Below are 15158 nucleotides of genomic sequence, written 5' to 3'. Positions count from 1 at the left end.
GTAATCTATCTTAAGAATATAATGTAAGTAAATATACTATAAATAGTCTGAGAAAAAATTAGAGAGAAAAAATCATTTCTTAAAAAAGGCTTGAGCCTTAAAGAAACAAAAAGGACTAAGAGATTAACCCTTAATCCTAGAACTCCAACTTATTATATATACTTTTAAATTATGGATATATAACATTTTGTGCTGGTAATCGAGCATCTTTCCCCGGTCGTCAGTCCTCAATGTTCTCGTTGATCCATAGATTTGCCAGGTGAACAGCACCACGAAAGCCTACAAGTGGAGGCTCGTATGGATGTAATCGCCATTTTATATCCGGATTAGAGATTTGCAGTTCTGTATTATGACCTCCCCATTCCAGTGCCTCACCGCTTGCCATAAGATATCCCTTTTTATGAGCTTGAATCACCTGTATCCATTGGTCTTCCGAAAAATATGGAATATCCTCGCTTCCCATATTAGGACAGTCGCACCAGCAAGTTCCTTTGTAAAGGAATAGTTCTTCACATCCAAAAGAAAGAATTCCACTTACCACATCTGCATGTCCTCCAAGAGATAGTGCGGCTTCATCTGGATGTGATCTTACAATATGTCGGAAATTAGGCATTACAGGTACAAGACGTCTCCAAGAAATTTCACGCCCTTCTTTGATAAAAGCTATATCAGCAGTTAGACCGGATATTTTAGCTATTTCTTTAATCCACTGTATAGTCCCATCAATACCGTATGGACGCCCTAAAAGATATGGTATACCAAATCGCTTTTGTAGATGTTTTGCCGCAGGTTCACCTTCTCGACGTATGACAAGGTTGATATGTGCACTGCCCATTTTCTCAATTTCTTCAATGGATGTATCCGAGGTCATTACACAAACTGGTTTCATGCCAAAAGCCCCTTCCATTATACGAAGTATTTCTCTTGCATCGGCTTGAAAGCGGAACAAGTCGGCACATGATCCAATAATATTAAAAGTCGGCTGTAAAGTTTTTTTCGTATCTACTGGCAAAGTTTTGGCTAGCAATAAAAGTGTTTCCTGAACACCTTTATGCTGAATAATATCAAAACCACCATAACCGAACGGCAACAGACGAACACCAAGATATTTAGGTTGCAATTCTTCGCATAACGCAGGAATATCCGTCCCTATCACCTCAGGAATCGAAGAAGGTAATAAAAAAATCACCCGAAGATTATCACGCTTTATAATATTGTCTATGGTATGGTTGAGTCTACTGGTGCCACCAAGAGCTATATCTGTTTCATCAATATGGGTTGAGTAAAGCTTACAAGCATCATGTACACCCGTATGTTTCAGAGTTAAGCCACTATAGAGCATATGTCCCATGCAGCCAAATTCCACAATAGCAGCGTCACGGATTGTAGCAAGTGTCCAAAGAATACCCATACGTCCTGAAGGGATTGGTTTAAATCGATGCAGCCCCATATTCAATTCCTCCTTTCTCTAATTCGTACATTTCGTCTAATACATCTAAAGTTCTTCTTAACAAGTTAATGGTACGTTCATATCCAACTTGACCATAAAAATCAAGCATATCCGATACACATGGGATAGCTTTATTTTTATAAGATAAATAACCAAAACATAAATCAGGATTAAGTTTTTCTAAAATTGATAAATCAGCTTCTTCATTCACCATCCGGCAAATCCATGGATTGTGCCCCATAGATATAAGCTCTTTGGCATAGTCCTTATCCTCTGGATAGTACTCTTCTAAATGTAAAAGTAGAGGCTCCATTCCTAATTTAACAAGATAAATAGCCAGTGGAATAGTCACATCAATTCTAAGGGATAATACATATTTAAGTCCTTTAAGCCTTTCTTGTGCCTCAAGCTGTAAAGCAAGAGCTTTTTTCTTTTCTTCTTCAATTTCATTATGCCATGAAAAGCCAAAACGTTGTGCAATACTTGTATAAACCTTGCTGATATCCTCAACACCATACAGATTGTGCAGAGCTATATAAGGGACTCCAAATTCTTCCTTCATTCTGACAGCAAGAGGATGGGTAAATGGAGAAACTACCAAATTAAGCACAGCATCTGGTGCACTTTGGAAGTCCTCTAAAGAAGCGCATGGTGCAAGGTATCTCAAAGCAAACCCACGTCTCTCAAGCTCAGACAATATAGACGGCATAGGAATATGCTCTTCTTCAGGCCCACGTCCTAATACATTAATCCGCCTATTATCTGCCTCCTTTGCTTCCATTAATGTTCCTAGTGCCTCAATTGTTTTCCACGAACCTGGAGGATAACTGACATTTTTAAACTGACCTAGCATCACAAATGTAACTTTTGCAGACAATTCTGGCTGTACTTCATTAATAATTCCTTCAATATCTTCTCCAATAAGCTCAGGTATGCAAGTAACAATAAGCAATATTGCCTTTGCTCCTGCTTTGTCCATCTTTCTAAGAGCATCTATCAGACCCTCTCGACAACCGAATACAACCTCTTGTCCCTCTAAAACATACAACCAGTGCAACTCTCCATTCTCACCTTCAGGTTTAGGACTAAAAAGTCGTGAGTGGGTAGTACACTCCTGCATCCCAACAAGTAAAGATGAAAGCCCCTCAATATCCTCTACAATTACGGAAGCGATACGCATAGGACAATGATTACCAGGAGAAACAGCAGGTGTTAAAAATTTAATACCTGTGTTTGATTTAACTTCCGAGAGACGCTTTAAATGTTTAGTTTCATTCAAGAGTTTCTCCTCCTTCTAGCAATAGTTTTGCAAGTGCCTTATAATGAGCTGCCATATCAGAATCCGAAAAAGCTTCCACTACGGTTTTACCCTGGGCCTCTCCTTGCTGTACAAGTGGATGTCGAGGCAAACGATAGATTACTGGAACTTCAATTTCCGCTGCCGTCTTGTCTACCAACTGATTTTCTCCTTCGATGTTCTTAGCGTTGAGAATCAGACCCCTCAGCGAGGCGTATCCACGTTTACCAAAGTTCTTTACCGCATGGGAGATATTCGCCGCTGCATATAGAGACATCATCTCACCAGAAGTTACAATACATACATCATCAGCATAGCCACCTCGAATAGGCATAGCAAATCCACCACACACCACATCACCTAATACATCATAAAGCACTACATCTGGCTTGTAGATTTCGTACGCATCCAACTCCTCTAGTTTTTCAAAGGCAGTGATGATACCTCGCCCAGCACAACCAACACCAGGAACAGGACCTCCTGCTTCCACACAAAGTACCCCTGTAGTGCTTTTTACTACAAGATCATCTAACTCTGCGTCACCGTTTTTTCTCAACATATCCAGTACTGTTGGAATGTTTTTACCTCCTGTAAGGTTGCGGGTAGAGTCAGCCTTAGGATCGCATCCAATTTGCATAACTGTCAGTCCCATGGCTGCCATGGCCGCCGAAATATTTGATACAGTAGTAGATTTACCAATACCACCTTTGCCATAAATCGCTATTTTTTTCATTTAATCATCCCTTCTTATATATTGCTCCATTACTTAACAAGATCATAAAAAATACAGGTGGGCCTTCCTGTTCGAGGCTCCGATACAATCACTGCGTCAATATGAAAAGTTTCCCTCAGCACGTCAACGGTCATCACTTCCTCTGGAGTTCCATTATGGATAATATCTCCGCAACGAATTGCTACCATGTAGTCTGCAAACCGTGCGGCAAGATTTAAATCATGCAGTACCATCACAATTGTACAGTTCTGCTCTCGATTTAAACGATACAATAACTCCAACACCTCAAGCTGGTAGGGCAAATCTAGATAAGTCGTAGGTTCATCAAGTAGAATAAGTTCAGTCTGCTGTGCCAGCGCCATAGCTATCCACACACGCTGACGCTGACCTCCTGATAGGTTGTCCACCGCTGTTGTTTCAAACTCCGTGAGCTTTGTGACCTCCAACGCCCACGTAATGATTCTTTTATCCTCTGGCTTGAGCTTGCCAAATCCCCGCTGGTGAGGGAAACGCCCGTAAGCCACCAATTCACCTACTGTCAGTCCAGCTGGAGCCTGGGGAGACTGTGGTAGGATCGCCATCTTCTGTGCCACTTCTTTGGTTGTTAAACGTCGTATATCATCTCCATTTAAATACACCATGCCGCCCTCCGGCTTAAGTATGCGCCCTACAGTTTTTAAGACTGTAGATTTCCCGCAACCATTGGGTCCGATAATAGTTGTAATTTTGCCACGGGGAATCTGCATATTCAAATCGTCTACCACAAGATTACCCTCATACGCAATAGCTAAATTCTCTGTTGCAATGCTGTTCATCTGCATTCAGCTCCTTTCGTTATTGTCTACTTTTTGTCAGCATATAAAGAAAGTACGGGGCACCTATGATGGCCACCATAATGCCAGTGGGAATATCAAAAGACTGTACGATCACCCGCGCGATGGTGTCTGCTGCCGAAACTAACCCAGCTCCTACTAATGCACATGTAGGCAAAAGAATACTATGCTTTGACCCTACAAGCCGTCGCGCCAAATGGGGTGCTATTAATCCAATAAAACTGATGTTGCCGCTAACCGCCACACTGGAGGATGCCAGTGCAACTGAAGCAGCAAGCAATTTGCGTCGTTCCTTCTCCACCAAAGCGCCCAAACTGCATGCGACATCATCATCCAGATTCAGCACATCCAACACACATGATTTTGCAAACACATAGGGAATTAGTAGCAATAACCACGGAAGAAGAGCCAACACAAACTTCCAGTTGCTTCCCCAAACACTGCCTGCTTGCCAAACTGCCACAAAGTCGAACTGTGTATCATCCAATTTGACTACCAGCACTGTAGTAAGGGCTGATATACCTGCCTGCACCGCTATACCAGTTAAAATTAAACGCATAGGCGCAATACCTTCCCCATTTTTAAAAGCCAACACATATATGGTAACCGCTGTAATACCTCCGCCTAGCAACGCCAAAAACGGTAGCGTGAATATTGATAAAAAGGATTGAGCCCCGAAGAAAAGCACATACAGAATAACCATCAATCCTGCACCCGCATTGATACCCAAAAGCCCGGGATCTGCCAGTGGGTTCTTGGAAATGCTTTGTATGATGCAACCAGATAGAGACAGTCCTACTCCAATAAGAATTGACACCACAGTGCGAGGTAGCCGTAAATCAAACAAAATCATGTTTTCCTTGTCTGTCCCGCCGCCAAATAAGGTTCGCAGTGTATCTAACGGAGATAATTTCACATAACCTGTATTCATGCTGATTATGAAGGAAATTATCAATAAAGTCACGCATCCGAAAACTATTGCTGTATTTCGCATAGCTATTTTTCTTTTGTAAGTTTCGTTTTTTCTCTGTTGGTTCGTCATTATAGTGCCCTCCTTTGCTTACGAGCCAGATACAGGAAGAAAGGAACTCCTACCAAGGCAGTCAGTGCGCCGATAGGCGTTTCAAAGGGTGGGTTGAGCATCCGAGCTCCCAAATCAGCCGCCACCATCAACAATGCTCCCAGAACCGCAGAGAAAGGTATGATCCAACGGTAATCTACTCCTACAAGAAAGCGAGCCAGATGTGGGATAATAAGCCCAACAAACCCCACCACACCCACTACAGAAACGGAAGCACCTGCCAGTATCAACACAATAAGAGAACAAAGGTGGTTGATCACCGCTATGTTGAGTCCTAATCCCTTTGCCACATCCTCGCCAAGACTCAGTAATGAAATCGAACTAGATAGGGCAATCGCCACCAAAAGTGCACCGAGTATCCAAGGTGTCATAATCCTAATTTGCATCCAATTAGAGCCGGATACTCCCCCAGCTGTCCAGAACATTATATCCTGCGCCACGTCAAAGTATAGAGCAATGCCCTGACTAAGAGCCGTCAACAGTGCACTAACCGCCGCACCAGCTAATACCAGACGCATTGGGGTTATACCTCCGCGCCGCAGAGAGGCAATACCATTCACCAACGCCGTGCCCAATGCCGCTCCTAGAAAGGAAAACAAGATGACATTCATATAAGAAAGTCCTGGAAAGAAGGCAAAGCAGATGGAGAGGGCAAAGCCTGCACCGGCATTTAAGCCCATTAGCCCCGAATCAGCCATGGGGTTTCGCGTCGTGCCTTGCATAATAGCACCTGACACAGCAAATGCTGCACCGACTAAAGCACTTACAATGACACGTGGTAGACGCAGGTCTACAACGATTAAATGCTGCGTGTTTTCTCTATCAAAGTGGAAAATAGCATTCCATACTGAGGACAGCGGTATCTCCGCCGCACCCTTGCTGATGGAAAACGTCATAAGCAGGACGAGTAACCCCAACCCAAATAGGATGATCAACCATACCAGCCAAGGGCGACCTTTTTTCTGGTTAAGTATCGCTTGGACAGGTGTTTTCGATTTTTTTGTTTGATTCATTCGATAGGTTACCTCCTTTTCGCTATAATTTAGTATAACCTCCAATAGGTTTTGCCTTACTTTTTATCATTGCTATTCTCCAAATACCTTAACTAATTTTTCCGCTGTAAGTCGCATGGCAATCGGTCCAAACGTATTAAAAGAATCATCAAAATAAAAAACATGTCCATTTTTTACAGCATCCAGATCCCTCCACACCGAGAAAACTTCCTGTGTTTTCACAAATGTCTGTGCAGTTTCAGTGAAGTCCTGAAAGACGATATAATCCGGGTTCATTTCAGCTACAGCCTCTAGAGATAATGGTTTATAATCATCTGGATATCCCGACGGCTTAGAAATTCCAAAAGTTTCGTAATAACCCTTATCGCCACGTGAGATAAAGAATTTTCCATCTGTGCGGAAAAGTGCAATTGTTTTGTCACTGTACTTACTCAACTTATCCTTTGCTGAAGAAATAATTGTCTCGGTTTCTTTAATAAAGTTTTGGGCAAAAACTTCTTTCCCAGCAATTTCAGCACAAGATAATGTTTGATCTTTCCAAGAAGCTTTAAAATCTACTTGAACTACAGGGGCAATCTGCACCAGTTGGTCGTAAATTTTATCTAAATTACCTTGACCTTTAAATGTAACAATTACATCCGGTTTTGCTTCTAAGATCGCCTCTAAATTTAATTCCCGAGAACTGCCTAAGTCTATGATATCTGCTGTTCCAGCATAGGGTTTAAGCGTCTCCCATTCTTCCAAAGCCTTCATTGCAGTCCCTTTCGAAGATCCAGCAGATGCAATAGGAGGCGTTTCCAGTGCAAAGAAGTGTTCTAAATACAATGAGTGAAGTATCGCTATCCTTTGAGGTTGGTCTCCTAAAACAACTTCATTCCCTGCCGCATCTGTAATCGTCCTAGGCCATACAGTTTCTTCCTCATTACTGCCATTTGTCTTCGGCGTGCTTGTGCTATTTTCTGTAGACATTCCAGTGCAACCCGCCAACAACCCTGTTATAAGTATCAGTGAGACAATCAGTCCCATAAATTTTTTCATTATCCATTCCTCCAATAAATTATAGTTTGTCTTGACTAACTCTACAAAAGTTAGTATAGCAAAACACGTTTTATATTGGAATGGAATCATCCTGAAAACCATATGGATTATTCCTGAATTTCTCCCGCAAACCGCTTGGGGAAATACCAAACCGTTTCCTGAATATCCGACTGAAATACAATGCGTCGGAATAACCTACACTTTTTGCTATTTCACACACAGGCGCGTCACCAGTGATCAATAGTTCCTTTGCACGGTTGAGCCGGTATGTCATCAGGTAATCACCAGGACCCATACCCGCATACTTTCTGAAAACATAGAACAATCGGTTTTCGTTAACCCCGTTTTGTTCCGCCAATCCTCGTACCGTCAGAGCATCCATATAGTGATCGCAAATGTAGGATGATGCTTGCTTAAACAGATCCTGCGCGTCATCCTTCGTTTGGTTGCAGGCACAAACAAAGACTTCCTCTAGCACACAGCGAAACAGTGTTTCTGTCTGGAATGAAGGTATAGCACCAGGCTGATTGAATGCCCTCCATAAACGCCATAAAAGTTCCGTCAGCCGCGGACTTTGCCCCGTGGTAAGCTCAAAATGTGAGTCCGGAAGGCAAATTCCTTCTGGTTCGGGGGCATGAATGTTATACAATACAGAGATATACTCCCATCTCGTTTTTCCTACCACACGCTTATCGAGGCTCATATCAGCACCGCCGTGGATTACTTTCCCTATGTCCGCCAGATATGGTGTACTATCAAAATGAAACTGTGCCTTTCCTCTCAGTGGGAAAATGAAGCCAGGAAACGGCGCTGACTTCTGCCATCCAACCGTATCCGGCTCGATCTTATAGTGATACACGCCCTGTACACAAAAAAAGGTGTTTGTAAAATGTTCTACCAACTTATTGAGTTTTATTTTCATATTGTCTGTCTCCTTTCATTTTACTATTTCATCAGCTTCTTTATTATCACTTTATGTGTATGTCTTTTGAATTTGCTTCCTTAGTAAATAGCTGGAGCAAACATGAGTTAGTCACGTCTAACTCCGATATTGTATCATGATTTTATATATACTTCAACAACAAAGCATTAACAGCAATTAATGTGTAATTTTGCTAGACTCTCATAAAACACTTGTCAACTAAATAGCTTAGGATGAATCGCTTGCCTATTTGATGACGGAATATCTACAATATAACTATTCCCTATGTAAAAACAACAATTCAAGCGAAATAAACAATAAAAAATGATCGAAAAAACTACACCCGATCATTTTTTATTGTTTATTTTATTCAATTATAAACTTAATCCTCTACTATTCATTAGCATGTTTCCATACACCACATCATAAAACAGTTCTTATTTCTATACTCTTTTTTGGTTTTTTTCAATGCAATTTTCGCTATTTTCCCTAAAAAATAGAAAACACAAAACTGCTGAAACTCTAGTAAAATCAAAAGTTTTGATGACATAGTTGCACCACACATTCAACATGACATTATTGTGCATTTACAACATTTACAATATCCATTTTGTTTATTTTCTTCACTGGTCCTATGACAGATAAAATTGTAGCGACAACAGAAAGTGCAATAATTACAGCAAGTGCAGCAAACGGAAGCTTCCATTCAAGACCCCAATGTGAAGTAATCATCGAATGAAAAATAAGTCGGTGCAAAGGCAAACCCAAAACACATCCGACTAAACACCCGCAAACTGTATAGGTACCAGCATTAGCAAGTAACAAGCGGTGAAGCTGCTTTCCAGACATGCCTACTGCCCGCATTATACCATACTGGTTCATTCGCCCTGTAATACTCATGTTTATACTATTTATAATATTAAAAACCGTGATAGATGCAATAAGCAGTAAAAATCCATAGATAAAGATTGCAAAAGAATAAAACACAGCTTTATCTTCCTCATTGCTTTGTCGCTGATCCGAGAACTGCATTTGCGATGTTGTTAAACTACGTATCTGAGAAACTATCTCATCACCTGCACCTTTTTCAAGTTGCATATCAATAATTGTATATCCTCTTTCTCCAGTTAACTCTCGAAATAGCTTTTCTGAGCAGATTATAGTTTGCGTTCCTGGAGCACGATCAAATGGACAGTCAGATAATATCCCATCAATTTTAATCTTTTTCTCTCCTGAAGGAAGTTTTAATGTAATGGAATCTCCTAGCTTGCAAGCCAAATCTTCTGAATAAACAATCAACACACTGTCTGTTCCTTCTGCCACCTCATCAATGCTTCCCTGAGTCAATTGTTCCTCCGCCCAAGCAAATTGATTTTCCTCATAAGAAATCAGGTTAATCCTACTATCGCCATGCTTGCTTGTTACAGGTAAATCATATGCAAACATACGACCATAAGCACGCTTTATCTTTGGGTTCTCCTTCAGCTGCTCAAATAAGTACGTATCCAATGAACAGGTATTATCTCCACTGACAATAGAAATATCCGGAGTATAAGGTCTTAGCGATTTTACTCCCTGATGCATAAAGTTTACCAGTACACTAAAGGATAAAAACAAAATAATACTTATGCCAAAGGAACCAGTCATTAGCAAAATATTTTTTCTACTAGCAAAAGCATGATGAATCCCCATCGCAATATCTACCTGCACGTGCTTAGTCTTCGCTGCTGTTTTGGACTGTGGTACATTGTTCTGATTGATGTTTCCAGTCACTGCACTAAGTGGAGAAACTTTAGATGCCTTTTTGCACGGAGAAAGTGATGCAAGTATTACTGTCAAAAAACCCATCACAATTCCTGTAATTATGCTGGGCCAACTGATACCAAACAAGGGCATATCGCTGAAATAAACAGGATTTACATATTTTAAAAATACTGAAGACACCCAAACGATGATTGTTCCTATCAATAAGCCTATTGGAATCCCTTTCAGACTAAAATTGATTCCCTCCAGCAGCACAAATTTTTTGACCTGTCTTTTGGATGCTCCAAGGCAACGTAACATCCCAAAAAATTGGATACGTTCAAGAATACTCATGTTGAAACTACTTGCAATCATCAAAACTCCAGCGATTAGCACCAACACAAACAAGACAGCTGCGGTCACATAAAGCTTCATCATATAACTATCACGGCTGTGACCAACTAACGCGAGAAGAAAAGTATTCTCAGAAACCTGTTCATCTATTAGCTGAAAGTTTACCTTGATTTCATCAATTGCATTTCGCATATTGACACCTTTTTTAAATTGAACATAATAGCGGCTACCATCTGTATTTCCCGCAATTTCCCGTATTCCTTTATTCGATAAAATCAGTCCATGACTATCTTGTCTCTTAAGGCTTGCAAAGTCTTTATAAACACCAACGATAGTATATTTGTCAGTTCTTCCTTCGGATAGAGTCACAGAAACCATATCTCCCAAAGAGATGCCAAACTGCTCCATGGCTTGTCTGTCAAGCAAGGCCTCATCAGCCTTCTTAGGAAAGTGTCCTTTTTCAATATCAACACCCATTTCGTAACAGATTGCTTCTTCCCCACCTAGCACTGCTAGTGGCTTTTCTTTCAGCATACCATCATCAATCCTCTGCACCCAACCTGAAACTGCCACATCGACACGGTTGTCTAGCAATCTTGCAGTTTCGTCGTCTATGTTCTTGATGCTAACATGAAAATTGCCATACTCTTGGATAGCACCTATCTTCCTAGTTCGAACCTCCATATCAGCCATACCAAAAATTGCAGTGACCAAACATACAGCAATTGCAATACATATAATTGTAATTCGATTTTTTTTCTTATGCACCTTTGCGTATTCTCCAACTAAATCAAGATAGCTTTTCATTCTTTCTACACCCCCAGATCAGTTAGCACACCGTCTGAAACCTGTAATACACGGTCAGCAGCAGAAGCTATATTTTGATTGTGGGTGATCATCAAAATAGTCTGTTTATATCGCAAGGCAGCAGCTTTTAACAGTGAAATGACATCTTTACTGTTTTTGCTGTCAAGATTTCCTGTTGGCTCATCAGCTAAAATCAGCATAGGATGGGTAATAAGTGCTCGCCCGATTGCAACACGCTGCTGCTGTCCGCCAGAAAGCTGCCTAGGTAAGTGATTCCGCCTACTCTGTAAACCTAGTACATCTAAGACTTCTTCAACATATTCAGCATCTGGCTTTTGATAGTCCAAAAGCAAAGGAAAAATGATATTTTGCTCTACGTTAAGTTCTGGAATCAGATTGTAAGCCTGAAAAATAAAACCAATATTTCGGCGACGAAAAATTGTTAGTTTTTCTTCTTCCATAGTGAAGATATCTTTTCCATCAATAAATACTTTGCCTGAAGTTGGAGTATCTAATGCACCAATTGCATTTAAAAGTGTACTTTTTCCAGAGCCAGATTCTCCAACCACAGCAATAAATTCACCTTTTGAAACTGAAAAAGATACATTTTTAAGTGCCTCTACTTTGGTGTCTCCACTTCCAAAGGTTTTACATAAATTTTTTACTTCTAATATATTCATTTTTATACCACCTTTCTTGCTACTAACACCAAAATATCATATGAACCTTACGCTCAGGTGAATTTCAGCTTACATATTTGTAAGTTTCAAAAAATTAAGCGCAAAAGAACTACCCTTCCCCAATGTGCTGTCTACAGTAATAGTACCATTATGAGCTTCTACAATTGATTTTGCTAAAGACAACCCTAGTCCAACACCATGTGTGTTCTGTGAAAAACGACTTCTATAAAAGCGTTTAAATATATAATGTATATCCTCTGGATAAATACCACTACCATTGTCTTTGATGATTATTTTTGTAATAACGGAAGTTTCTTCCCATAAAATTATGACTTTCCCCCCTTCTCTCATGTGGTCCAGTGCATTTTTAATAAGGTTTCCTATGGCTTCTATCATCCAATCCTCATCGCAATATAGGACAGTATTATCTGAGCCATTCAGGGTGATACTTTTCTGTTCTTGTGCAGCTCTAGTTTCAAGACTGGAGATACTCTCTTTTACAATTGCCCGAATATTTTTTTCTCTCTTATTCAGTACGATTGTTCCTGCATCGAGTTTTGTAATCTTCAAAAGATTTTGTATCAGAATTTCCATACGTTCTAAAGAACTTTCCATTTTGACCGCGAAATTTTTTACCGTTTCTTCATTGTTACTTTCTTCTTGCATGATTTCGTTGTACATTTTTAAAGCAGCAAGAGGTGTTTTTAACTGATGAGAAATATCTGCTATCAAATTTTTTAAAAACTCCTTGGTATGTTTCTCCACTTCAATATGTGCATTCAGAGAAGTAGTTATTGAATTAATGGAAGCAAATAATTTATATAAACTTCCTTCTTTATCACTATCAATCCGTGCTGTAGCATCACCATTCACAAAAGTGTTGATAGCAATATTTGCTTTTTCAATCACATTCTGCTGACGTTTAAAATATACAAAAAAAACAGTTATAATGGATGTCCCAAATATAACCACAGACAAAGAAGAATATAAACGATACTTTGAAACAAGCTCATTTGCATCCGGCAACAGCTGATTATTAACATCTAGCTTATATCCTAGTGAATGCAAAAGATTTTTCCCAGATAAAAATTCCTCTTCTGTTTTTCTAGCTGCAAATGCATCAGAAACATCAGATGGTTTTGCTCCATGCTCCAACAAGTATCCTGCAATCTCATAATCATGAGTAAGCATCTGTGCTTTAAAACCGGAGACAATCAGTTGCAAAAAAATTAGACTGGAAAACAAAGTCAATGTTAGTATAACTAAAATTATCCAAAACAAATAGCGAATATCTTTGTTTGTAAGCAATCTCATAGACCAAACACTCCTTATTTAACCACATTCCATTTATAGCCAATACCACGCACAGTGAGAAGCATTTTAGGATGGTTCGGATCATCCTCAATTTTACAGCGCAGTCTGCGGATATAGACAGAGAGAGTGTTGTTATCTATAAAATCACCATCTCTATCCCACAGTTTATCGAGTATCATTTCTCGTGTTAAAATAATATTTGAATTTTTCATAAGCAAACTAAGCAATTTATATTCAGCCAGAGTCAACTCTAGAATCTGTCCATTTTTTAAGGCACGGTTGTTCAAAAACTCAATAGTAATACCATTGGAATACACTGTGGAAGTCTCTTCTTGAAAAGCTTTTGCTCTGCGAAGTAATGCCTTTATTCTGGAAATTAATTCGTTTAGTTTAAATGGCTTTGTTATATAATCATCTCCACCAATATCTAGCCCCATAATGATATTTACTTCCTCATCAGAAGCCGTTAGAAATATAATTGGGACAGTTGATGTAAGTCTCACTTTTTTGCAAATTTCGAAACCTGTACCATCCGGTAGCGTTAAGTCCAAAACTAGCACGTCATATTTATTGTCTTCATAAAGAGAAAAAGTTTCTTTAACAGTTCTCGCAATATCAACATGAAATCCATTTTTTTTGATAAAATAATCTAAGCCATCAATTAAATTTAAATCATCTTCAACTAATAATATTTTTCCCATCTCTATATTCCTCTTTTCCTAGATTGTCGTAGGGACGGAGTTATTCACAACATCATGATTTCTATACAACTCCTCTATTGATCCCTGTAATTCTTTCAATTTGCCTAACCGAAAATTATATTGTTTCTTCAATTTCCTCAAATAAGTATCTCTTTGCATTTTATTAAACTTTTGTAGTTCAATTACATGCTTAATTTTACAAACTTTCTTTATTATCGTTCTTGTTTCTTCATCTGCTACACGTTTTCCTTTCTCTATCTCTAAGCATTTATCAGCATTTACTTCATTATTATAATGAATAAAGCTATTTAGTGATTTTCTTTTGTCATTGCTAAACATATTAAGAACAAAATCTGAATCAATAATTATCAATTCTCCTAGGTATTCATTATAGTTATTTCATTTATAATTCCCTATACTGCTTTTTAACTCAGCTTTTATCGGATTTTGATCAATGTACCTTAACACTGTTAAAAATATCTATCATCATTTATTGGTTCGCTTTTAAATCTATCTTGAAATAAATTTCCCATTAAGTTATATACATACACTTTATATCCACTTTTTTCTTTATATTTTAGTACTGTTTCCATAAATATTTCATAGTCTTGTTTGTCCTCAAAAATACTTTGTTTGTCTATTCCCTCATTATTATATGATATATACCAATTTGGCTTTTTTCTCTCACTTTTCTTGGTATAAAATACATCTCTATTTCAAAATATCTTAATTAAAAAATGTTGTCAACACCCCCGTCCCCTTTTTCAATTCCTCCTTAATGCTATCAATAGAAAATAGCTTGTTCTTTTTTAAGCTTCTAAAATAATCATTTACTACATTTCTTGTTATAGCAAACAGCCATACTTTAAAGAGTGATTTACTTTCAGAATATATGTCTATTTTAACCATTATTTTTCCAAAAATCTGACTTGTGAAATCTTCTGCTGTATAGTGGCGGCTAACTTGACAATATATATAGTTATAAACTCTTTTGTAATAGGTTTCAAAAATATAAGTAAATTCTTTTTTCTTAGAATGCTCTTTCCTTTTTAGTTCCTCTGGCATGTTTAATAAGACAAATTGCTACATCTTTTAAAATTCCTCCCTCTATAAATTAAATTTTTCTTTAAAATACTCACTTATTCATAGAATTTCTCCACTTTTTAAAAGAAGCTATTTGTATATTTGTTGA

Annotated in this window: 15 protein-coding genes; all 15 read right to left on the bottom strand. The window is 38.7% G+C overall.

The features are described from left to right. Nucleotides 1-220: 220 nt before the first annotated feature. Nucleotides 221-1450, bottom strand: a complete 1230-nt coding sequence (locus tag HNR33_RS17405; protein ID WP_429085726.1) for a nitrogenase component 1 — start codon at nt 1448-1450, stop codon at nt 221-223. Further along, on the bottom strand, nt 1431-2729 hold the full coding sequence (locus HNR33_RS17400) for a nitrogenase component 1 (RefSeq protein ID WP_429085723.1): 1299 nt from the start codon (nt 2727-2729) through the stop codon (nt 1431-1433). The genes HNR33_RS17405 and HNR33_RS17400 overlap by 20 nt, the downstream gene beginning before the upstream one ends. Beyond that, a complete protein-coding gene (locus HNR33_RS17395; protein ID WP_429085721.1) occupies nt 2722-3480 on the bottom strand; it encodes a nucleotide-binding protein in 759 nt (252 codons plus the stop codon). The genes HNR33_RS17400 and HNR33_RS17395 overlap by 8 nt, the downstream gene beginning before the upstream one ends. Nucleotides 3481-3509: 29 nt before the next feature. Next, nucleotides 3510-4295, bottom strand: a complete 786-nt coding sequence (locus HNR33_RS17390) for an ABC transporter ATP-binding protein (RefSeq protein ID WP_429085718.1) — start codon at nt 4293-4295, stop codon at nt 3510-3512. Nucleotides 4296-4314: 19 nt separating this feature from the next. Next, complete coding sequence (locus tag HNR33_RS17385; RefSeq protein WP_429085715.1) at nt 4315-5355, bottom strand: FecCD family ABC transporter permease; 1041 nt, start codon at nt 5353-5355, stop codon at nt 4315-4317. Continuing rightward, nucleotides 5355-6407, bottom strand: coding sequence for a FecCD family ABC transporter permease (locus HNR33_RS17380; RefSeq protein WP_429085713.1), 1053 nt, complete (start codon nt 6405-6407; stop codon nt 5355-5357). Before HNR33_RS17380 ends, HNR33_RS17385 begins: the two co-directional genes overlap by 1 nt. Before the next feature lie 72 nt (nt 6408-6479). Next, nucleotides 6480-7445: an ABC transporter substrate-binding protein gene (locus HNR33_RS17375; protein WP_429085710.1), complete on the bottom strand. Its 966-nt coding sequence runs from the start codon at nt 7443-7445 to the stop codon at nt 6480-6482. A 70-nt stretch (nt 7446-7515) separates the two neighbouring features. Then, nucleotides 7516-8367 (bottom strand): helix-turn-helix domain-containing protein, encoded by an 852-nt coding sequence (locus tag HNR33_RS17370; RefSeq protein ID WP_429085707.1) that lies wholly within the window; start codon nt 8365-8367, stop codon nt 7516-7518. Between the two features lie 576 nt (nt 8368-8943). After that, nucleotides 8944-11271 (bottom strand): ABC transporter permease, encoded by a 2328-nt coding sequence (locus HNR33_RS17365; protein ID WP_429085704.1) that lies wholly within the window; start codon nt 11269-11271, stop codon nt 8944-8946. 5 nt (nt 11272-11276) lie between these two features. Beyond that, nucleotides 11277-11951 (bottom strand): ABC transporter ATP-binding protein, encoded by a 675-nt coding sequence (locus tag HNR33_RS17360; RefSeq protein ID WP_429085701.1) that lies wholly within the window; start codon nt 11949-11951, stop codon nt 11277-11279. A 69-nt stretch (nt 11952-12020) separates the two neighbouring features. Next, nucleotides 12021-13265 (bottom strand): sensor histidine kinase, encoded by a 1245-nt coding sequence (locus tag HNR33_RS17355; RefSeq protein ID WP_429085698.1) that lies wholly within the window; start codon nt 13263-13265, stop codon nt 12021-12023. Nucleotides 13266-13279: 14 nt separating this feature from the next. Further along, nucleotides 13280-13966 (bottom strand): response regulator transcription factor, encoded by a 687-nt coding sequence (locus HNR33_RS17350; RefSeq protein ID WP_429085695.1) that lies wholly within the window; start codon nt 13964-13966, stop codon nt 13280-13282. Nucleotides 13967-13984: 18 nt separating this feature from the next. After that, entirely contained in the window at nt 13985-14338 is a 354-nt protein-coding gene (locus HNR33_RS17345) for a hypothetical protein (RefSeq protein ID WP_429085692.1), read from the bottom strand. Nucleotides 14339-14436: 98 nt separating this feature from the next. Beyond that, the gene (locus HNR33_RS17340) at nt 14437-14559 is read right to left on the bottom strand and encodes a hypothetical protein (RefSeq protein ID WP_429085689.1); all 123 of its coding nucleotides are present in this window, start codon (nt 14557-14559) and stop codon (nt 14437-14439) included. Between the two features lie 133 nt (nt 14560-14692). Continuing rightward, the gene (locus HNR33_RS17335; protein ID WP_429085687.1) at nt 14693-15031 is read right to left on the bottom strand and encodes a sigma factor; all 339 of its coding nucleotides are present in this window, start codon (nt 15029-15031) and stop codon (nt 14693-14695) included. Nucleotides 15032-15158 lie beyond the last annotated feature (127 nt).

This window comes from Brassicibacter mesophilus (assembly GCF_050433385.1).
In the GTDB taxonomy this organism is placed as follows: domain Bacteria; phylum Bacillota; class Clostridia; order Tissierellales; family Proteiniboraceae; genus Brassicibacter; species Brassicibacter mesophilus.
Note: the sequence above shows the minus strand (reverse complement) of the source record. Positions and strands in the feature narration are given on the sequence as shown.